The sequence below is a fragment of the Citrobacter rodentium NBRC 105723 = DSM 16636 genome (assembly GCF_021278985.1).
Lineage (GTDB): Bacteria > Pseudomonadota > Gammaproteobacteria > Enterobacterales > Enterobacteriaceae > Citrobacter_A > Citrobacter_A rodentium.
This window is the reverse complement of the sequence record NZ_CP082833.1, coordinates 2,987,391-3,007,613: the sequence shown is the minus strand read 5'-3', so window position 1 is coordinate 3,007,613 and position 20,223 is coordinate 2,987,391. Positions and strand designations below refer to the sequence as shown.

16 protein-coding genes and 1 pseudogene are annotated in these 20,223 nt (G+C 58.6%); 2 read left to right on the top strand and 15 right to left on the bottom strand.

The genetic code is table 11. The features are described 5' to 3' along the window. Window positions 1-105 precede the first annotated feature (105 nt). Both pbpC and K7R23_RS14165 read right to left on the bottom strand, forming a co-directional pair. A pseudogene (gene pbpC / locus K7R23_RS14170) lies at window positions 106-2,408 on the bottom strand (peptidoglycan glycosyltransferase PbpC). Next, window positions 2,409-7,361, bottom strand: coding sequence for an alpha-2-macroglobulin family protein (locus tag K7R23_RS14165; protein ID WP_012906645.1), 4,953 nt, complete (start codon window positions 7,359-7,361; stop codon window positions 2,409-2,411). Window positions 7,362-7,570: 209 nt separating this feature from the next. Here K7R23_RS14165 and sseA point away from each other — a divergent pair, with 209 nt between their 5' ends. Beyond that, the gene (gene sseA / locus K7R23_RS14160) at window positions 7,571-8,422 is read left to right on the top strand and encodes a 3-mercaptopyruvate sulfurtransferase (protein WP_012906646.1); all 852 of its coding nucleotides are present in this window, start codon (window positions 7,571-7,573) and stop codon (window positions 8,420-8,422) included. Window positions 8,423-8,658: 236 nt separating this feature from the next. On the opposite strand, the gene sseB is transcribed toward sseA, so the two are convergent. The 11 genes from sseB to trmJ all read right to left on the bottom strand — a co-directional run bounded on the left by sseB (window position 8,659) and on the right by trmJ (window position 17,496). After that, window positions 8,659-9,435, bottom strand: coding sequence for an enhanced serine sensitivity protein SseB (sseB, locus tag K7R23_RS14155; RefSeq protein ID WP_024132765.1), 777 nt, complete (start codon window positions 9,433-9,435; stop codon window positions 8,659-8,661). A gap of 104 nt (window positions 9,436-9,539) precedes the next feature. Next, entirely contained in the window at window positions 9,540-10,823 is a 1,284-nt protein-coding gene (pepB, locus tag K7R23_RS14150) for an aminopeptidase PepB (RefSeq protein WP_012906648.1), read from the bottom strand. A 52-nt stretch (window positions 10,824-10,875) separates the two neighbouring features. Further along, window positions 10,876-11,076, bottom strand: coding sequence for a Fe-S cluster assembly protein IscX (gene iscX / locus K7R23_RS14145; RefSeq protein WP_012906649.1), 201 nt, complete (start codon window positions 11,074-11,076; stop codon window positions 10,876-10,878). Window positions 11,077-11,087: 11 nt separating this feature from the next. After that, window positions 11,088-11,423, bottom strand: coding sequence for an ISC system 2Fe-2S type ferredoxin (fdx, locus tag K7R23_RS14140; protein WP_012906650.1), 336 nt, complete (start codon window positions 11,421-11,423; stop codon window positions 11,088-11,090). A gap of 1 nt (window position 11,424) precedes the next feature. Then, the gene (gene hscA, locus K7R23_RS14135; RefSeq protein ID WP_012906651.1) at window positions 11,425-13,275 is read right to left on the bottom strand and encodes a Fe-S protein assembly chaperone HscA; all 1,851 of its coding nucleotides are present in this window, start codon (window positions 13,273-13,275) and stop codon (window positions 11,425-11,427) included. 15 nt (window positions 13,276-13,290) lie between these two features. Further along, window positions 13,291-13,806, bottom strand: coding sequence for a co-chaperone HscB (gene hscB / locus K7R23_RS14130; RefSeq protein ID WP_012906652.1), 516 nt, complete (start codon window positions 13,804-13,806; stop codon window positions 13,291-13,293). A gap of 197 nt (window positions 13,807-14,003) precedes the next feature. Further along, window positions 14,004-14,327: an iron-sulfur cluster assembly protein IscA gene (gene iscA / locus K7R23_RS14125; protein ID WP_003037681.1), complete on the bottom strand. Its 324-nt coding sequence runs from the start codon at window positions 14,325-14,327 to the stop codon at window positions 14,004-14,006. 19 nt (window positions 14,328-14,346) lie between these two features. After that, the gene (gene iscU, locus K7R23_RS14120) at window positions 14,347-14,733 is read right to left on the bottom strand and encodes a Fe-S cluster assembly scaffold IscU (RefSeq protein ID WP_002913991.1); all 387 of its coding nucleotides are present in this window, start codon (window positions 14,731-14,733) and stop codon (window positions 14,347-14,349) included. Window positions 14,734-14,758: 25 nt separating this feature from the next. After that, on the bottom strand, window positions 14,759-15,973 hold the full coding sequence (gene iscS / locus K7R23_RS14115; protein ID WP_012906653.1) for a cysteine desulfurase: 1,215 nt from the start codon (window positions 15,971-15,973) through the stop codon (window positions 14,759-14,761). 113 nt (window positions 15,974-16,086) lie between these two features. Next, window positions 16,087-16,578, bottom strand: a complete 492-nt coding sequence (iscR, locus tag K7R23_RS14110) for a Fe-S cluster assembly transcriptional regulator IscR (RefSeq protein WP_012906654.1) — start codon at window positions 16,576-16,578, stop codon at window positions 16,087-16,089. Window positions 16,579-16,761: 183 nt separating this feature from the next. After that, window positions 16,762-17,496, bottom strand: a complete 735-nt coding sequence (trmJ, locus tag K7R23_RS14105) for a tRNA (cytosine(32)/uridine(32)-2'-O)-methyltransferase TrmJ (protein ID WP_012906655.1) — start codon at window positions 17,494-17,496, stop codon at window positions 16,762-16,764. Between the two features lie 118 nt (window positions 17,497-17,614). Here trmJ and suhB point away from each other — a divergent pair, with 118 nt between their 5' ends. After that, entirely contained in the window at window positions 17,615-18,418 is an 804-nt protein-coding gene (suhB, locus tag K7R23_RS14100; RefSeq protein ID WP_012906656.1) for an inositol-1-monophosphatase, read from the top strand. 91 nt (window positions 18,419-18,509) lie between these two features. On the opposite strand, the gene K7R23_RS14095 is transcribed toward suhB, so the two are convergent. Both K7R23_RS14095 and K7R23_RS14090 read right to left on the bottom strand, forming a co-directional pair. Next, window positions 18,510-19,490: a nickel/cobalt transporter gene (locus K7R23_RS14095; RefSeq protein ID WP_012906657.1), complete on the bottom strand. Its 981-nt coding sequence runs from the start codon at window positions 19,488-19,490 to the stop codon at window positions 18,510-18,512. Next, window positions 19,481-20,119 (bottom strand): DUF1007 family protein, encoded by a 639-nt coding sequence (locus tag K7R23_RS14090; RefSeq protein WP_012906658.1) that lies wholly within the window; start codon window positions 20,117-20,119, stop codon window positions 19,481-19,483. Before K7R23_RS14090 ends, K7R23_RS14095 begins: the two co-directional genes overlap by 10 nt. Window positions 20,120-20,223: the final 104 nt, after the last annotated feature.

Genomic DNA, 20,223 nt, shown 5'->3' with positions numbered 1-20,223 from the left:
ACTATTGCCTATGGATAAAGGTAACATTTTTTTAAAATAAGATGAGTATTAGCAACAATGCCCATAAGCTGGAGGCCGAAGAGCACTGAAAACGCCCTGTCCGGCTTACAGTAAGCTAAAATTCACCGTCGCAATCTGCCCCGCTTCATCCATCACTAACAGTTGATAAGCTCTTTTTTCCTCCAGCCGCAGGGTAATATTGTCCCCACGCTCCGCCAGCGGTTCGCCATTAAGAAACCACCAGCGCGCTCCCGCCCCGCCCGTACTGTGAATCGATAAGCTCGCGCCAGCGCTTCCCGGCAGTCGCTTAACGATAGCGCCGTCGCGAATGCCGGAAAGCTGTAGCGGAAGGAGCGCATCCTGCCCCAGCGGCGGACAGCTCGCCGAAGCCGCAGGAAGTCGCGCGCCGCGTCGTTCCTGGAGAGGCAGCCACGGCTCCAGCGGCAGCGGCCAGACGATCAACGTCTGCTCCCGCGCCTGCGGACAGTCGGCGGCGACGCGATTTCCCGCCGCATCCAGCCAGACCGGGAAGCGTATGCCGTTAATTCCCTCCTGCTCCGGCAGCAGCAACGTCGGCGGCTCTGCGCCCTCCAGCAGCCAGCTTGCCAGTCGGCGGCGACAGTTAGCATCCCCGGCGGGAAGCGCCTGGCCTCCCGGCCAGCAGATGGTGCCGCGCGTCACCGATGGCGGCCGCGGATCCGCCACCAGCGATGCGCCACGGGCCAGCAGCAGATTATTCACCTGGTTGAGCAGCGGAATGGCGCTGGCAAAACCAAACTGACCGGCGACCGGCGTACCGTCAGGCCTGCCCGTCCAGATTCCGATAACGTAACGACCATTCAGGCCGATAGCCCAGGCATCGCGATAGCCATAGCTGGTGCCGGTTTTCCACGCCAGCGGCGCAACGCGCTGTCCGGCAACGGCTGCGCTTCGTCCGCCATGATTCGCCGGACAATCCACGCCGCGCCCGCAGAGAACAGAGGACGCTCCACGAGCGGATCGCCCGGCTGCAGGCGCAGTTTCCCGGCCCTGCCGTGACGGGCGAACGCGCTGTAGGCCGCCGCCATATCTTCAAGCCGCGCCCCTGCGCCGCCCAGTATCAGCGACAGATTGGGCGCCGCGCCTGTAGGCAGGTACAGCGGCAGACCGGCATTGCGCAGTTTCGCCGCAAAGCGTTTTGGCCCGTAAGCTTCCAGCACCTGAACCGCCGGCAAATTCAGCGATCTGATCAGCGCTTCGCTCATGCTGATCGGCCCATGAAAACCGCTGTCAAAATTACCTGGCCGGTAATCGCCGGTTCTCCGCGGCACGTCCTGTAATAAAGAGGCGGGATGAATCAATCCGTCATCCAGCGCAAGGCCATAAACAAACGGTTTCAGCACCGATCCGGGCGATCGGATCGCGCTGACCATATCCACATGCCCGAAGCGCGCATCGTCGTTCAGGTCCGCCGACCCCACCCAGCCGCGCACGCTCATATCCGTATGATCGATGACGATCATCGCCAGCGAACTGCGCGCCGGCAGCCTGCCCTTCCAGTTATCCGCCAGTTCTTCAAGCTGGCGTTGCAGCCCGGCATCAAGCGTGGTGACGATTTTGTCGCTTTTGCTTTTATTCAGCATCATGCGCGAAAACAGCGGCGCCAGCTGCGGCATTTGTCGGGGCGCCAGCCAGATCGGTTCTTCGCGCGACTCCCTGACCTGCTTTTGCGACCATACGCCCTGCGTCGCCATCCGTTCCAGCACCTTGTTCCGCGCGGCCTGCGCGCGTTCCGGCCAGCGATCGGGGCGCAGACGGCTCGGCGCCTGCGGCAACACCGCCAGTAAAGCCGCTTCAGAGTAACTTAACCGCGCAGGCGGTTTACCAAGATAGGCCCAGCTCGCCGCGCCAATGCCCTGTAAGGTGCCGCCAAACGGCGCGCGGTTGAGATACAGCGTCAGGATCTGACGTTTGGAGAGATGCCACTCCAGTTGAAAGGCGCGCCACAGCTGACGAAACTTACCGCCGAAAGTGCGGGGATGCGGATCGAGCAGGCGCGCCACCTGCATGGTGAGCGTACTGCCGCCGGAGATAACGCGTCCGGCAGTCAGATCCTGCCAGGCCGCGCGTAGCACTGAAAACGGATTTACGCCCGGATGTTTCCAGAACCAGCGGTCTTCATAGTGGATGAGCGCTTCAAGATAGCGTGGAGAGACCTCCTCAATGGTCACCGGATAGCGCCAGATCCCCTCGGCATCGGCGAAGCGCCATAACGGCGTGCCGTCATGGGCCACTACCACGCGCGCAGGCTCCACTTCCCGCAACGGCAGCGGCCAGATTTTGTCAGCCGCCAGAACCGCCAGAACAGTGACAACAAACGCGGCAGCCAGCCAGAGCCAGCCGCCGCTTTTGGCGCGCAAGCGAACCATTTACGGCTTAACGATCAGTAAATCTTCCGCCGCGCCGGTAGCCCGCCATTGCGGCACATACATCGACTCCACCAGCGGCATCGGCACCTGATAGGCGCCAGGCGTCACCGCGCGCGCCAGATAGACCAGCGTCACGGGTTGTCCTGCATTCACCGCAACGGCGGCGACAAAGCGGTCGTCACGAAACTCGATATGCTGAATATCCGCCTGCTGCATCTGATTAAGCAGGTTCTGCACTTCACTGCCGCTCTCCTGCAAACTGGCGCTGCCGTTAGCCAGATTCTGGTTCTCAAGCTCCAGTCCGGCGGGAAGCAGATCCACCACCAGCGCATCCGGCACGTTCTGGCTGGCTTTGACCTCCAGCCAGACCAGCACCAGATCGCCGCTGCGCAGCGATTCCAGCGACTTACTCTGCCCGTCCGTACCCAGAATATGGCGCTCAATGCTCAGCACATTGCTGGCCGGAGCAGGCGCGCTCTGCGGATAGCCGCTGACGTCAAGACGCAGCCACATCGGCTGGCTGCCGCTGTTGGTCACCTGCAGCGCGGCAAGCTGATCGGCGTCCAGATTGCGGGTTTGCGCTTTATTCCCCGTTAACGGCAGGGCGTCAAGCGTCGTCTGCGCCTGCCAGCTCCCCGGCAACGTCTGCAACGTGCGGGCGGCGAGGAACAGCGCATTGTTTTCCTGCGTTGACAGCCAGCGCTGACCAAACGCCTGTTCTGAAAGAGTATTCAGCAGGCTGTTCTGCGCTTCCGGCTTCAGTTTGTTCTCTTCCAGCAGCGCCAGCATCAGCGCATTATCGCGAAGCGGACTGCCGTAATCGGCCATCCACTGACCTTTATCGTCACGCGGCGTATTCAGCGCCAGCGTAATCGCTTCGTCACTGCGCGTCGCATCGCCCATATTTTTCAGGGCAATCCCCAGCTGGAGCAGCGGTAAACCGGACGCCGCCCGATCGCGCCGCTCCCAGATTTCCCGCAGCGCGCCGAGCGGCGCTTTCTGCTGACGCGCCAGCACCAGCGCGGCGTAGGCCTGGACGGCAAACCGGCTCGCCTGCGCATCTTCGGCGTAGCGAATCGACATCATGGCCGGATCCTGCAAATAGCGCAGCAGACGCGCATTGCCCTGGTTGATACCTTCCGCCGGAACGCTGTAGCCCTGTTCGCTGGCGCGGACAAGGAAGTCCATCGCGTAGGCGGTCAGCCAGTATTCTTCCGCTCCGTTTTTATCCCACAGCGCAAAGCCGCCGTTGTCGCGCTGCATCTGCAACAAACGCGAGATCCCCGTTTCTATCGCCGCGCGACGTTTTTCGTCGCTATCGCCGGCGATGCCCAGCGCTTTAAGCTGCGCGGCATTAGTGTACAGCGACGGGAACAGACCGCTGGTGGTTTGCTCAAGGCAGCCGTACGGGTAGGCCTTCAGTTCGCGTATATAGCGCGCCAGATTCAGCGGCGGTTTACCGCTGAACAGCAGTTGGCCCTGAGTGGTCGCCGGTGAGAAATTAACCAGCGCATCGCTGGGGGCTGACCAGCTTTCACCCGGCTGCAGCATAATGCCGCTATTCACGGTTTGCGCCGGGAATGCCGGACGCACGCCAATCTTCCACTGTTTGTGCAGCTCGCCGGGCGCTTCGTCCGGCAACGACAGCCCGCTGAGAATGGCCTGCAGTTCGCCGTCGCCAAAGCCCTCGTTCGCCCGCACGGGAATAAACAGCGTGGTGCGCACGCCCGGCGCAAGGTTGAGCGGCGCAGGCTGCTCGCCAATCAGTTCGATAAGCCCGCTGGCGCGCAGGTCGACCTTCAGCGACTGCGGCTGGTCGGTGAGATTAGTGACGTCCAGCACCAGACGCGAGGTGTCGCCGCTGGCCATAAAGCGTGGCATATTCAGCTCAGCAATAACCGGCGCGGCAACGATGGTTTTACTTTCATTGCTGCCAAAATCTTCCGCCGTCCACGCCTGCGCCATCACCCGCAGTTCGCCATTAAAATCGCCAATCGGCAGCGTCACCGTGCCTTCGCCCTGCTCGTTGAGCGTAACCGGCTGCGCCTGCTGCGCGACGATATTGACGTGGTTGACCGGCGGTTTGCCGCCGCGTTTCAGCTCATCGCCGTCACCCCCGAAGCGGAGCGCCGCCAGACGGCCCTGCCCCTCGATGACCTGACCATAAATATCATAAATATCCGCGCCATAGCGTTTCTGACCAAAGAACGCCTGCCACGGATCCGGGGTGAGGTAGTCGGTTATATTCAACACGCCGCTGTCCACCGCGGAAACCAGCACGTTGACCTGTTTTGGCAGCGCGCCATTTTTGCGGCTAGCCTTAATCTTCACGGTTAGCGGCTGGTTCGGACGCATTTTCGCCGGACTTTCCAGCGCCAGCTCCAGACGACGGTTTTCGTCGCCTGTCGGCAGATGCAGGAGGCCCACGGCGCGTTTCGGCGTCGCCGAGCGCGATTTATCGCCAGGACGCACCACCAGCGTACTCAGGTACAGATCGTGACGATTCCACGATTTATCGACCGGAATTGACAGATCCAGCCCCTGCGCCGGAACGTCGATTTCCTGCCACCACAGCGGACCATCGCTGGATTCCACCATCGCATAGCCCTTACCCGCAGCCGGTGCGGCAATGTGCAGCTTAATGGTGTCTCCCGGACGGTAGGCGGGTTTATCCAGCTTCAGCGTCACGCGATCCGGACGCACCGCGCCGCCGCCGTCGCTGTTATCCTGCCAGCTGTACCCCGCCCAGAAGCGGACGCTGCTGACGGCATCGTTCGGCGCTTTCACCTCCAGACGGTAAGCGCCCCATTCCACCGGGAAGGTTACTTTACCGGTTTCTTCCGCCTGCAGATCCAACGTCTGCTCGCCTTCAACCAGATCTTTTTGATCAAAACGCGACTGCCAGCCTTCATTTTCCAGCCAGTCCCAGTAGTAGTCGCGACGTTCGCGAATCAGCCGCACCTGCAAACCCGACACCGCTTTTTTTGCCCCCTGGGCATCGGTATAAACAATGTCAAACGTGGCGTTGCTGTCCTCATCGACAATCGGCTGGTTGACGGTGGTGTCGGTACGGTAGTCATAGACCGCCCTGGCGGCGAACTGCGGTCGGATGCCCGGCAGAGTATCCGCAGGCCAGATCGCCTGCTCCGCCCGGCGGGTCACCGGACGTCCGCCGGACTCCAGCAGACTGGCCTGTAAGACCACCTGGAGCGGCGAATGGACTTCCCGCCACCGGCTGTCAAAGCTGACTTCGCCGCGTCCCTGTTCGTCAAGCGTAAGCTGCACTTCATCGAGGGTGCGTGAAAGGTTCTCTTCGGCGATATCGCCAAACTGGAAGCCCGGCAGCGCAGGCACCGCTTCGCGTAGCGGACGCAGGAACAGCTGGCCCTGTAAGGCGTTGCCATTGGCCGGCGCGCCGTACAGGTAATAGCCGGTTACCGAGAAATTCACCTCCTCAGAAGGCGTCAGCGGCGTTTTTTGTCCGCTGAGATTCAGCGCCATCCGCTCCGGCATAAAGTCTTCGACGTGGAAATCCCACATCCGGGTCTGGTTATCGCCGGTATTGGCGCGAATATGCCACATGCCGGTCGGCGCGCCGCTGTCCAGCGGATAGTTAAAGCGGTATAAACCGTTTTCCGGCTGGCTGACCGCAGTGCGGATCACCTGGCCGTCCGGTTTCACCACCTCCAGCTTAACGGGTTGATCGGGCAGCGCTTTGCCGTCGCTGTCGCGCAGCAGGCCGTTGAGGATCACCGTTTCCCCCGGACGATACAGGTAGCGCGGGCCAAACATAAAGAACTGCTTGCTGTAGCCCGGCGCGCCGGCAATATCAAACTCGGCTAAATCCAGCGCCGGCAGTTTGAGATCCAGCAGCGTGGTTTGCCCCTCTTTGCGCGCCAGCAGCAGCGCCGCATTTTTGTGATTTTCAAGCTGCACATGGCCTTTGCCGTCGCTGGACGCCTGCGCCAGCGTCTGCCCTTTTTCATCCAGCAGCGCGACGTCAACACCCTGTTGCGCCGCGCCGTTTTCCAGGCTTTGGGTAAAGACATCGAGGCGATTCTGATAGCGGTGCGCCGAAACGCCGATATCGCTTAAGGTGAACAGCGTCGCGGCGTTGCTGTATTCGTACTGCCCGGCTTTGGTCATGACCGCCACATAAACGCCCGCCTGCTGTAGCGGTTTAATGTCGCGCAGCGGCAGCAGGAGCTTCTCGCGGGTATTTCGCGCCGGATTAAGATCGAAACGCCCGGTATAAACCAGGTCCGCCATCTTCAGCAGATTGTCGGATTCCCAGTTCGCCAGCGAACTGCGGTACTCCCACTGGCTGACAAAAGCCGCCAGCGATTCAGGCTTCACGCGGAAAAAGTTAACGTCTACGTTGTTAACGTTCAGCGCCATTACCGGCAAACCCTCCACCACATTTCCCGGCAGCAGCGAACCGCGGCTGGCAAAACCGACGCTCGGATGTACGTCGCGAGTGGTAAGGGCCTTTTCATAGTTGATTTCAAAGATCGCTTTGTTCAGCGCCCTGAGATCGCGCTCCACCGTAACCACCAGATTGCGGTCAGGTTCCAGATGGCGTAAACGCAGTTCTTTCAGGTTGGGCGAAAGCTCCCAGGCGCCATCGACTTTGCCGCTTTTCTTGTCCACCACGTGAACGATGCGGGCAAAGTCCTGTTCCGGGTCTAACGGAATGGAAAAGGTCAGCACCAGCGTGGCGGCGCCGTCCAGCTGTACTTCGGAAATGTCCAGCAGGGTTAATGGCTTGCCTGCGCTGTTCTGCGCCAGCTTTTGCAGCTGCGCCGGATCGGTTCCGGCGGGCGTCGTTGGCGATGCAGTTTTGGTTTGCGCTGTTGGCGCATCGCTTTTCACGGCCGCCGTGGGGTTATCGTTATTGTCGCACCCTGCCAGCGCCAGCAGCATCATGCAGGCGGCTACGCGTATGTGTTTCATTTTTCATCCCTGGCCGACATGGCCCGTTAGCAACGTAGAATGGCTATTATGCGTGAGATTTTTCTTTGTGTAAGCGATGATACGCATTGCGATATCTGAATTTCTTTAAGAACTGTGGTATCGCCTGATAAATCAGCCTCTTTTACTTGCCCCTTCCCGGCAAAGGTCCGAAAATTTAATTTTCTCTGACGCAAAAAAGGGAGACGCCTATGTCCACTGCCTGGTTTGTTGCCGCTGACTGGCTTGCCGAGCATATTGACGATCCACAGATTCAAATTATCGACGCCCGGATGGCGCCGCCGGGACAGGAAGATCGCGACGTGGCGCAAGAGTATCGCTCAGGGCATATCCCCGGCGCGCTGTTTTTCGATATCGAAGCGCTCTCCGATCACACCTCCCCCCTGCCGCACATGATGCCGCGTCCGGAAGCCTTTGCCGTCGCCATGCGCGAACTGGGCGTTCAGCAGGATAAGCACCTGATTGTGTATGACGAAGGAAATCTGTTCTCCGCGCCGCGCGCATGGTGGATGCTGCGCGCCTTTGGCGTTGGAAACGTCTCGATTCTCGGCGGCGGACTGGCAGGCTGGCAGCGCGACGGACTGCCCCTCGAAGAAGGCGACGCGGAACGGAGAGAAGGCGAATTTGACGCCGCGTTTACCCCTGAAGCGGTGGTACGCGTCACCGACGTGCTGTTAGCCAGTCATGAAAAAACGGCGCAGATCGTCGACGCCCGTCCGGCAGCGCGCTTTAACGCAGAGATGGACGAACCGCGACCGGGATTGCGCCGCGGTCATATACCCGGCGCGCTGAACGTGCCGTGGACGGAACTGGTGCAGAACGGCGAGCTGAAAACCACCGACGAACTGGATGCCATTTTCTTTCGCCACGGCGTCAGCCTGGATCGACCCATTATCGCCAGCTGCGGCTCCGGCGTGACCGCCGCGGTAGTGGTGCTGGCGCTCGCCACCCTGGAGGTGCCTGACGTTTCACTGTATGACGGGGCCTGGAGCGAATGGGGTGCGCGCGCTGATTTACCGGTCGAACCGGCACAGTCTGAATAAATTCTGATTATTGCCTGGCTTCGGCCACAAAAAAACCGCTCATTTGAGCGGTTTTTTTGTGCTGGTCCGGTTCGCGGCCTTTCCAGCAGGCTGTGTTGCCATGGCAACGCAGGCACACCATAGTGTCTGAATAGTCCCTTGTAAAAGAATGAATGTCAAATCAGTTAACCAGGAAACTATTCAATATTTAAGGTATTATCCGCACCGGCGCTTTCCGCCGTCTCGCAAACCGTTCTTCAGATAATCCGCTTCTGTTTAAAGTCGCGCAGGAATCCGCCCCAGCGGCGTTCATAGAACGGGGCGATATGTTCGGTAATAAAGTGGCTGATGCCCTGCTCGCCTTTTTTCACCTGGCAGATGTCAATCGGCTCATCGCCGGGGAGCGTGTCGGTCGCCACGCTGCCTGCCGCATGAATAATCTCTTCAATATCACCGTCCGCCTCAATGCCAATCAGCAGATTCGGCGCCGCGTCGGCGCTCTCTTTTATTGCGCAAAGAAAGGCGCGTTTAACCGGTTTGATGGTTTTAAACAGGGTGGTAAGCGAGTCGATCATCTGCGCGGGCGGTTCCGCCACTTCAGAGAGGATCAGTGATTCGCCGCCTTCCAGCACTTCCTGGGTACTGAGCGGATTGCCCTCTTCACCAAGCAACAGGCTGATTTCTCGCGGCATAAATTCTTTGCCGGTCGGCAGTTTGGCGTTGAGAAACAGCGTCTCGCCGAGCGTCATTGCAAACAGCGTGCGCACCGGCATCACCACAAACGCCTGCTCCCCTTCTACCGCCTGCTGCAGCGCTTCCAGGGAAGTAAAGAAAGGGATAACGGACGTGCCGTCCTCTTTTTCCCAGTGCTGGAGATCCAGCGCGCTGTCTTCCACAACCGTCTCGCCTTCAGCAGCGGTACCAGGCACCCAGACGGTCGATTCCAGCAGGGTACGGAAAAAGGCCGGACGGTGCGCGGGTTCCGTTGCGGCTTTCTCCAGCAGGGTTTCTAATTCGTTCTTCGTTTCCGACATAATTATCACTGATTGTAAGACAGCCAGGCCTGATAAGACGCAACGCGTCGCCATCAGGCAAAATGCCGGGTGGCGCTTCGCTTACCCGGCCTACAAAGCAGATTCTAGGCGGTCAGCAGATTCGCAATCGAGCGCACGCCCAGACCGGTCGCGCCTGCGGACCACTGCTCAACCGGCGCTTTGCGATAGGTTGCCGAGCAGTCGATATGCAGCCAGCCCTGCTGGTAGTTTTCGACAAAGTGCGACAGGAAGCCCGCGGCCGTACTCGCGCCAGCCGGATACGCCGCGCTGCCGGTATTGTTCAGCTCGGCAAAATTGGACGGCAGCTGGTTGCGGTGGAACTCCGCCAGCGGCAGACGCCAGAACGGCTCGTTCTCTGCCGCCGCGCTCGCCAGCAGACGATTCGCCAGTTGATCATCGAAGCTGAACAGCGCGTGATAGTCGTTACCCAGCGCCGTTTTCGCCGCGCCGGTCAGGGTGGCGGCGTCAATAATCAGCTGCGGTTTCTGCGCGCAGGCGTCGATCAGACCATCCGCCAGCACCAGACGCCCTTCGGCATCGGTGTTCATTACCTCGACGTTTTTGCCGTTGCGGTAACGGATGATATCGCCCAGCTTGAAGGCGTTGCCGCTGATCAGGTTATCCGCACAGCACAGAAACAGCTTCACGCGTTTGTTCAGGCCGCGGGTTACCGCAAACGCCAGCGCGCCGGTGACCATTGCCGCGCCGCCCATATCGGACTTCATGGAGTCCATAAACGCGCTCTGTTTGATGCTATAACCGCCGGAGTCAAAGGTAATGCCTTTGCCCACCAGGCAGGCATAAACCGGCGCCTCTTTATCGCCGGTCGGGTTGTAATCCAGCGCCAGCAGCACTGGCGGACGTTCAGAACCGCGCCCGACGGTATGTAAACCCGTATAGTTCTGCTCGCGCAGATCTTCGCCCTTAGTGATACGGTAAGAGACGTGATCGCAGGCCACGCTGCACAGCAGATCGACCGCGCGCTGCGCCAGCTGTTCCGGCCCCAGCTCTTCCGCCGGAGCGTTAATGGTGTCGCGCACCCAGTCGATAATGGTCAGGCGGTTGTGCAGCTCCTGGCGCTGCGCATCGTCGAGTTGCGGCCACTCCACCTTGCGGCTGCCTTTCGGCCCTTTGTAGCCCTGCCAGAACGCCCAGCTTCGATCGACATCCCAGCCTTCGCCAGCTAACTGAACATGTCTGATGCCCAGACCGTCAATTTTACGCGCGGCGCGCTGGATCAGGCTCAGGTCGTCTTTACCGTTAAGATGCAGGGAAATGCCGTCGTTATTAATACTCCAGGCGGCTTTATCGCCCCAGCGCGCGTCGGCGGGCTGAGTGGAGAGCGTAACTTTCATCGCTTCGGTCATTTTTTTATCCTTTTTAGCAAACGGGCCGCCCTCTGGCAGCCCGTTATGTTACCTACTCTGCTTCATCTAACCAGACCAGCAGAATCGCTTCCAGAATTTTTTCATTGGATGCATCCGGAGCATCGTCAAAATCCTCTAATTCGCAGATCCACCGGTGCATATCGGTAAAACGAACGGTCTTCGGATCGAGATCGGGATAGGCGTCGTACAGCGCTTCGCCGATTTCGCGGCTATCGGTCCACTTCAGTCCCACAGAACCCCCTGTTAATGCTCGCGCGCATGGTTGATGGTATAACGCGGGATCTCGACCACTAAATCTTCGTCGGTGACGCGCGCCTGGCAGCCCAGACGGCTTTCCGGCTCCAGTCCCCAGGCTTTATCCAGCATGTCGTCTTCTTCTTCCGTGCTTTCCGGCAGAGAATCGAAACCTTCACGCACGATGCAGTGACAGGTGGTGCAGGCGCAGGATTTTTCGCAGGCGTGCTCAATCTCGATACCGTTACGCAGGGCAACGTCAAGAATGGTTTCACCACTGTTCGCTTCCAGAACTGCGCCATCCGGACAGAGGTCCTGATGAGGCAAAATAACAATCTTTGGCATATTAAACCTCGTCCACGGAATGGCCTTTCAGCGCGCTACGGACCGACTGGTCCATGCGGCGAGCGGCGAATTCCTGGGTTTGTTTGTCTACGTTTTTAATGGCTTGTTCGATAGCGTCAACGTCATCGCCCTGCGCCACATCGCGCAAGTGCGCGGCGGCCTCGTCGATAACCTGACGTTCTGCGGCGCTTAGCAGCGCGGCGTCGGCACTCAGCGCACCGGCTAAACTTTCCAGTACGCGCGCCGCTTCGACTTTCTGCTCGGCCAGCATACGCGCTTTCACATCCTGCTCGGCAAAGCTCATCGAATCTTTAATCATTGCGGCGATTTCGCTGTCGGTCAGACCATAGGAAGGCTTGACCTGAATAGAGGTCTCAACGCCGGTCGATTTCTCCATCGCCGTCACGCTCAGCAGACCGTCGGCATCCACCTGGAAGGTGACGCGAATATGCGCCCCGCCTGCGGGCAGCGCCGGGATACCGCGCAGCGCAAAGCGCGCCAGCGAACGGCAGTCCTGCACCAGTTCACGCTCGCCCTGCATAACGTGGATAGACATCGCGGTCTGGCCATCTTTAAAGGTCGTGAAGTCCTGCGCGCGCGCCACCGGGATAGTGGTGTTACGCGGGATCACTTTTTCCACCAGTCCGCCCATCGTCTCAAGACCCAGCGACAACGGAATGACGTCCAGCAGCAGCATTTCGCTGTCCGGTTTGTTGCCCACCAGGATATCGGCCTGAATGGCGGCGCCAATGGCGACCACTTTATCCGGGTCGATGGAGGTCAGCGGCGTACGGCCAAAGAATTCGCCAACGCGCTCGCGCACCAGCGGCACGCGGGTGGAACCGCCGACCATCACCACTTCCAGCACCTCCTGCGCTTCAACGCCTGCATCCTTCAGGGCGCGGCGACAGGCCAGCAGCGTGCGTTTGACCAGCGGGGAGATCAGTTCATTAAACTGTTCACGGGTCACTTCGCCCTGCCAGCCCGCCACGTTAACCGTTACGACTTCGGCGTCGCTGAGGGCGATTTTGGCGGCGATGGCGGCGTCCAGCAGTTCGCGCTGTACGCGGTCGTCGCTGCGATCGGCGATGCCCGCCTGCGCGCGGATAAAGTCCGCCAGCAGATGGTCGAAATCGTCGCCGCCCAGCGCCGAGTCGCCGCCGGTCGCCAGCACTTCAAACACGCCGCGGCTCAGACGAAGAACAGAGATATCAAAGGTGCCGCCGCCGAGATCGTAGACCGCGATCACCCCCTCTTTACCGGAATCCAGACCGTAGGCGATCGCCGCCGCGGTCGGTTCGTTAAGCAGACGCAGAACATGCAGACCGGCCAGGCGCGCGGCGTCTTTGGTGCCCTGACGCTGGGCATCGTCAAAGTAAGCCGGAACGGTAATCACCACGCCGTCCAGTTCGCCGGAGAGCGACTCGACAGCGCGCGCGGCCAGCGCTTTCAGAATGTCTGCCGACACGCGCACCGGGTTCATCATTCCGGCGGCGGTTTCGATCATCGGCAGGCCGTTTTCGCTTGCCTGAAAACGGTACGGCAGATGCGGGTAACGCGCCTGAATATCGGCCAGCGAGCGGCCCATCATGCGTTTTACCGAACTGATGGTATTGGCGGTATCCTGAGCGGCGTTTTCGCGCGCGGCATAACCCACCGTGTGGCCCTGCTGCTGATAGTGAACCACCGACGGCAACAGATGACGACCGTCATGGTCAGCCAGCGTTTCAGCCTGGCCGCTACGTACGGTGGCAACCAGGGAGTTGGTGGTTCCAAGGTCAATGCCCACCGCCAGACGACGCTGATGCGGCGCAGCGCTCAGACCAGGCTCACTAATTTGTAATAAGGCCATAATTGCTTCCGAAAATTAATAATCGAGCAGTTTTTCTTCGAGTTGTTCTGCACTGCTTCGCAGTTTATCGAGAAAACGTAGTTTACGCACGGTATCAGCCGCTGCGTCCCACGCCTCGTTATCGAGCTGTTCAACCATCTGCTGATGGCGGCTGTCGAACATCGCTTTTACGCGCTTGAGGAAGGTGTCCAACCGCGCCTCATCTTTCGCCTGCTCAATCTCGTCAAGCTCTTCGCGCAGTTCCAGTTGTTCCATCAGAAATGCGGTATCGCGCACCGTATGCTGTTCGCTGGCGAGATCGAAACTGTGTAAGGAGAGCAGATATTCCGCGCGCGTTAAGGGATGGCGCAGCGTTTGCCAGGCCTGGTTGATGGTAGCGGACTGCTGTACGGCGGCAAGCTGTTCGGCCTGGGTGCCGCTGGCGAATTTATCAGGGTGATACTGACGTTGCAGATCCTGAAAACGCAGGCTCAGTGCCTGAGTATCGAGCTGATAGCGGGCTGGTAAACCAAAGAGGGTGAAGTAATCCATAACATTCTCAGGGGGTAGCCTGTCAGAACAAACCCCACGCGCAGGCGACCGCGGTGGGGTTATACCTTCCTGCTTCGCGCTGCAGATGCGTTATCTGCGCTTATGCCCCCGGTCACGGACTTAAGTCAGCTTCCGGGGAGTCACTCGCTTGCCGCCTTTCTGCAACACGAATTCATCGGTATAACAGAGAAACGCGGTTATACGTGGAAGCTTTCGCCGCATCCACACTCGTCTTTGACGTTCGGGTTGGTGAACTTAAACCCTTCGTTCAGACCTTCTTTGACGAAGTCTAACTGCGTACCGTCCAGAAATTGCAGGCTTTTGCCGTCGACCACTACCTTAACGCCTTTGTCTTCAAACACGGTGTCTTCCGCCGCCGGTTCATCAACAAATTCCAGTACATACGCCATACCCGAGCAGCCCGAGGTTCTTACGCCCAGACGCAGACCGAACCCTTTACCGCGGTTGGCCAGGAAGGTATTAACTCGCGCTGCTGCACTGTCGCTAAGTGTAATCGACATAACAAAACCTCAACTCTTTTTATTTTGCTTCACGTTTGCTTTTGTAGTCCGCAATGGCGGCTTTGATCGCGTCTTCTGCCAGGATAGAGCAGTGAATTTTCACTGGCGGCAGTTCAAGCTCGTCGGCGATATCGGTGTTTTTGATCGCCTGTGCTTCGTCCAGCGACTTGCCTTTCACCCATTCGGTGACCAGGGAGCTGGATGCGATGGCGGAACCGCAGCCGTACGTTTTAAAACGCGCGTCTTCAATAATACCTTCATTGTTGACTTTAATCTGCAACTTCATCACGTCGCCACAGGCTGGCGCGCCGACCATGCCGCTGCCGACGTTCTCGTCGCTGTTGTCAAAAGAACCCACGTTACGCGGATTTTCGTAATGATCGATGACTTTTTCGCTGTATGCCATGTTGAATTCTCCTTATCGATACCGATTAATGATGTGACCATTCGATGCTGTTCAGATCCACGCCCTGCTTGTACATTTCCCACAGCGGAGAAAGGTCGCGCAGACGACCAATGGATTTACGAACCAGATCGATGGTGTAATCAATTTCTTCTTCGGTAGTAAAACGACCTAAAGAGAAACGGATAGAGCTATGCGCCAGCTCGTCGGTCATCCCCAGCGCGCGCAGCACGTAAGATGGCTCGAGGCTTGCGGAAGTACAGGCAGAACCGGAAGAGACCGCCAGGTCTTTCAGCGCCATGATCAGCGACTCGCCCTCAACGTAGTTAAAACTGACGTTAAGAATGTTGGGCGCGCCCTGCTCAAGGGAACCGTTGAGGTACACTTCTTCCATATCTTTCACGCCGTTCCACAGACGGTTACGCAGACTGCGCAGGCGCGCCATCTCGGTTTCCATCTCTTCTTTGGCGATACGATAGGCTTCACCCATACCAACAATCTGATGCACAGGCAACGTACCGGAACGCATACCGCGCTCGTGACCGCCGCCGTGCATCTGCGCTTCAATGCGGATACGCGGTTTACGACGAACATACAGCGCGCCGATACCTTTCGGACCATAAATTTTGTGGCCGGAGAAGGACATCAGATCCACTTTCAACTGGCTCAGATCGATAGGCAGTTTGCCCACGCTCTGGGTGGCGTCAACGTGATAGATGATGCCGCGCGCACGGCACATTTCGCCGATGGTCGCGATATCCTGCACCACGCCGATTTCGTTATTCACGTGCATAATGGAAACGAGGATGGTGTCGTCACGCATCGCCGCTTCAAGTTCTTTCAGATCAATAATCCCGTTGCTCTGCGGCGCCAGGTAAGTCACTTCGAACCCTTCGCGCTCCAGCTGACGGCAGGTGTCCAGAACCGCTTTGTGTTCGGTTTTGCTGGTGATGATGTGCTTGCCTTTTTTCTGATAAAAGTTGGCTGCGCCTTTGATCGCCAGGTTATCGGACTCCGTCGCGCCGGAGGTAAAAACGATTTCGCGCGGGTCAGCGCCGACCAGATCGGCAATCTGATTACGGGCGATATCCACCGCCTCTTCCGCCTGCCAGCCGAAACGGTGTGAACGGGAGGCCGGGTTACCAAAGGTTCCGTCCAGGGTCAGGAACTGCATCATTTTCTCGGCAACACGCGGATCCACCGGCGTGGTTGCGGAGTAATCGAGATAAATCGGTAATTTCATTGCTCTATAAACTCCGTACATCGCTTCAATGCAAGGAATCAGGCAACCGGCTGGATGTACGACCGAGTTAGCGGGGCAACAGGTCACTGCCCCGGCCTGATTCTGAAATATTTCTACGCGCGTAACTTAACGTCGATCGCGTCTTGAGCGCGATTCGTGCGCGGCGCGTCGTGGGTATGCTGACGACCAGACACATCCAGAACTTCCTGGTTATTCACCAGTTCGCCTAACGTAATGTTATTGAGAAAACCGGTCAGACGGTCGCTCAGATCGCGCCACAGCGCGTGGGTCAGGCATTTATCGCCGCCCTGGCAGCCGCCTTTGCCCTGGCAACGGGTCGCATCAACCGACTCGTCAACAGCGCTGATCACTTCACCTACTGCAATACTGCCGGCGTCTTTACCCAGCAGATAGCCGCCGCCGGGTCCGCGTACGCTGGACACCAGGCCATTTTTACGTAAACGGGAGAACAGCTGTTCCAGATAAGAAAGGGAGATCCCCTGACGTTCAGAAATATCAGCTAACGGCACCGGGCCCGCTTCGGAGTTGAGCGCAACGTCCAGCATTGCGGTCACGGCATAACGCCCTTTAGATGTCAGTCTCATGTCTTACTTAACCTCAAACTCGCCCCTGCCCGGGGTTTTTTATTGTAAAATAGGGGTATTGCATAGCAGGGCCAAGTCTGACATTCCCGACTAAAACAGTCAACTATTTACTTGACTGTTTTACTCAGGTATTTAACCTTCAGTGCCGTTTTCACCTGCCGGATGGCGCTTCGCTTATCCGGCCTACGGCTTCTCTTTCTTTAACTGCTCAATCGACGCCAGCATCCCGCGCAGAATATTCAGTTCCTGACTTTCAGGACGCGCACGGGTAAACAGACGGCGCAATTTATTCATCACCTGCCCCGGATGGTTTTCACGAATGAATCCCGTGGCGAGCAGCGTCTGCTCAAGATGACCGTAAAAACGCTCCAGATCGTCGACCAGCGGGTACGGCGTCTCTTCATGCGCTGCGGCGTCCGGGTTCTCCTGCGTCGCCAGCCAGGCCATGCGCACTTCATAAGCGATCACCTGCACCGCCATCGCCAGATTCAGCGAGCTGTATTCCGGATTAGCGGCAATCGCGACGTGGTAATGGCATTTCTGCAACTCGTCATTGGTCAGCCCCACGCGCTCACGGCCAAACACCAGCGCCACCGGGGTATTTGCCGCTTCTGCCACGCTTTTCAGACCGCATTCGCGCGGATCGAGCATCGGCCACGGCAGGGTGCGCGAGCGCGCGCTGGTGCCGACCACGAGGCTGCATCCGGCCAGCGCGTCGTCGAGGGTATCGACAATCTGCGCATTGCCAATCACATCGCTGGCCCCGGCCGCCAGCGCGATCGCCTGCGAATCCGGCTTCACCAGCGGATTGACCAGCCACAGGTTGGTTAACCCCATTGTTTTCATTGCGCGGGCAACGGAGCCCATATTGCCGGTATGAGACGTCTCAACCAGTACGATTCGTATGTTTTGCAGCATTGTCTTTCTTCGTCTAAAGATTATTCGGCCATATTATCATAAAACCAAGACATATTCCGATCCCGCTGCTATACTCTGCGCCGTTTTCCCGTTCTTTAACATCCAGTGAGAGAGACCGATGCATCCGATGCTGACCATCGCCGTGCGCGCAGCGCGCAAGGCGGGTAATGTAATTGCCAAACACTACGAAACGCCCGACTCAGTAGAAACCAGCCAGAAAGGCAGCAATGATTTTGTGACTAACGTCGATAAAGCCGCCGAAGCGATTATTATCGAAACGATCCGCAAATCTTACCCTCAGCACACCATCATCACCGAAGAAAGCGGTGAACATGAAGGGACCGATCAGGATGTTCAATGGGTTATCGATCCACTGGATGGCACCACCAACTTCGTAAAACGCCTGCCGCACTTCGCGGTGTCTATCGCCGTGCGCATTAAGGGCCGTACCGAAGTGGCCGTTGTTTACGATCCTATGCGTAATGAGCTGTTCACCGCTACCCGCGGTCAGGGCGCGCAGCTGAACGGCTACCGTCTGCGCGGCAGCAACGCGCGCGATCTGGACGGCACTATTATCGCCACTGGCTTCCCGTTCAAAGCTAAACCGCACGCCACCTCTTACATGAATATTCTCGGTAAAATGTTTACCGAATGCGCCGACTTCCGTCGCACCGGCTCCGCCGCGCTGGACCTGGCCTATGTTGCCGCTGCGCGCGTTGACGGCTATTTCGAAATCGGCCTGCGCCCGTGGGATTTCGCCGCAGGCGAACTGATTGCCCGTGAAGCTGGCGCGCTGGTGTGCGACTTTACCGGCGGTCATAACTATATGACGACCGGCAACATCGTGGCGGGCAACCCGCGCGTGGTGAAAGCGATGCTGGCAAACATGCGTGACGAACTGAGCGACGCGCTGAAGCGTTAATCGTTTGCTGCCGGATGGCGGCTAACGCCTTATCCGGCCTACAGAGGGAAATGATCTGTAGGTCTGATAAGCGAAGCGCCATCCGGCAAAATTAAAACGGTCTTAACCCCCTTCCCACTGGCGCCGCACTCGCCCACATCACCACCGCCGCAATGATTAAGAAAGCGCCTCCGGCTAACGCCAGCGTCGACCAGCCTACCTGACGCCACAGCGCCGGCGTTTTACTGCCGCTCAGTCTGACCGCCAGCGTGCGGAAGCTATGCACCAGCAGCGCCAGCGACGTAATGGTCAGCGAGGTGCCCGCCGCCATCGCCAGCGCCGAAGCCATTCCCCAGTAAAAAACGCCGATCACTTTGCTGAACAGCAGCACCATAATCGCGCCGGAACAGGGGCGCATCCCCATCGACAGCATAATCATCAGCCGCGCGCGCCAGTCGTCGCCGCTTTTAAGCTGCTCCGGATCCGGCAGGTGCTGATGCCCGCAGCCGCAGTTAGCATGATGCGTATGATGCGGCGTGAAGGCGGTGAATCCGGGCTTTCGCAGCAGCGCGCGCAGTTTTTTCACCGCCCGCCAGCAGAGCAGCAGGCCCAGCACGCCCACCAGCGCGTAGCTGCCCTTTTCCAGCCAGAAGCTGCTCTGATGCAACTGCCTTGCCGGAAGGTGTAATAAGCCCAGCACCAGCACTACCAGCTCTATCGCCACCAGCCCCTGCAACAGCGAAGAGGCCAGCGTCAGGCCAATAGCCGATTTCAGCTTCGACGGATGGGTCGCCAGCCAGGTCGCGATCACCACCTTGCCATGCCCTGGCCCCAGCGCATGCAGCACGCCATAGACAAAACTGAACAGCAGCAGCGAACCGCCCGCCTGCGCCGGATTCGCCGCAACGGCTTTCAGCAGCGCGCTCATCTGCTGATTGACCTCCCGCTGCCAGACAATGCTCTTGACCATCACCTGCGGCCACGCCTGCCACAGCCAGACGCCGCCGACGGCGGCCAGCAGCATAAACAGCGCCAGCGGCCAGAGGGCGCTCCAGCGTCGCGTGCGTACAGAATTCTGTGAAATTAGCGACATGTCACGGTGACCTTCTGCGCAAATTGTTTACCCAGCTCCATATCTTCCGGCGGCGCGTCCTCTTTATCCAGCGACCGGGCAAAGCTCAGTGACTCTTCGCTCGGCGTCGGGGTATGCAGCGCAATATCACACTGCTTTTTCATCGCCGGAGAGAGCGCGGCGTCGCGGTCTTCCTCATAGCTCATATCGACATAGTAAGAGGGATCAAAAGTGGAAAAGGTAAAGGTTTGTCCGCTGAGCGGCTGCGGTTCGGCCAGAGGCAGGGTAAAAGTCAGCACGGCCTGAAGCGCTTCACGCGCCATACCGTATTCCGCAGGACGATTTTTAAATTTCACCCGCTGCCCGTTGTGCCACATTTCGGTGAAATAGTGCTGTCCCAGCACGTTCGCCATCACCTCCGCCGCCAGCTTCTTCCAGACCTCTGAACCGGGTTTCGCGTCTCCTGCGTCATAGAGCAGATCGGCTGAGGTGAGCTCATCCATGGTCCAGCGCATCTTTAGCGCCACCAGGCGGTCATTCTCACTGATGACTTCCGTTTTCAGGCGGATAAAGCTATGAGGATGCGCGCCCGCCGTAAACGTCATCGAGACGAGCAGTAATAACAACGTACTGCGTTTAACCAGTGACATCTGTTCCTCACGATCCAGGACCGGCCACGAAAATTCCGCGTGGCAAAACTGCCCGGGAGGATAGCAAAAAAACCAGAAAAATTGCGCACAGTTTTCCTGTCTCG

Bases quoted from the DNA above. Each gene is read 5' to 3' on its own strand.
- K7R23_RS14165 (WP_012906645.1), bottom strand. From the start codon at position 7,361: ATGAAACACATACGCGTAGCCGCCTGCATGATGCTGCTGGCGCTGGCA.
- sseA (WP_012906646.1), top strand. From the start codon at position 7,571: ATGTCCACTGCCTGGTTTGTTGCCGCTGACTGGCTTGCCGAGCATATT.
- sseB (WP_024132765.1), bottom strand. From the start codon at position 9,435: ATGTCGGAAACGAAGAACGAATTAGAAACCCTGCTGGAGAAAGCCGCA.
- pepB (WP_012906648.1), bottom strand. From the start codon at position 10,823: ATGACCGAAGCGATGAAAGTTACGCTCTCCACTCAGCCCGCCGACGCG.
- fdx (WP_012906650.1), bottom strand. From the start codon at position 11,423: ATGCCAAAGATTGTTATTTTGCCTCATCAGGACCTCTGTCCGGATGGC.
- hscA (WP_012906651.1), bottom strand. From the start codon at position 13,275: ATGGCCTTATTACAAATTAGTGAGCCTGGTCTGAGCGCTGCGCCGCAT.
- hscB (WP_012906652.1), bottom strand. From the start codon at position 13,806: ATGGATTACTTCACCCTCTTTGGTTTACCAGCCCGCTATCAGCTCGAT.
- iscA (WP_003037681.1), bottom strand. From the start codon at position 14,327: ATGTCGATTACACTTAGCGACAGTGCAGCAGCGCGAGTTAATACCTTC.
- iscU (WP_002913991.1), bottom strand. From the start codon at position 14,733: ATGGCATACAGCGAAAAAGTCATCGATCATTACGAAAATCCGCGTAAC.
- iscS (WP_012906653.1), bottom strand. From the start codon at position 15,973: ATGAAATTACCGATTTATCTCGATTACTCCGCAACCACGCCGGTGGAT.
- iscR (WP_012906654.1), bottom strand. From the start codon at position 16,578: ATGAGACTGACATCTAAAGGGCGTTATGCCGTGACCGCAATGCTGGAC.
- trmJ (WP_012906655.1), bottom strand. From the start codon at position 17,496: ATGCTGCAAAACATACGAATCGTACTGGTTGAGACGTCTCATACCGGC.
- suhB (WP_012906656.1), top strand. From the start codon at position 17,615: ATGCATCCGATGCTGACCATCGCCGTGCGCGCAGCGCGCAAGGCGGGT.
- K7R23_RS14095 (WP_012906657.1), bottom strand. From the start codon at position 19,490: ATGTCGCTAATTTCACAGAATTCTGTACGCACGCGACGCTGGAGCGCC.
- K7R23_RS14090 (WP_012906658.1), bottom strand. From the start codon at position 20,119: ATGTCACTGGTTAAACGCAGTACGTTGTTATTACTGCTCGTCTCGATG.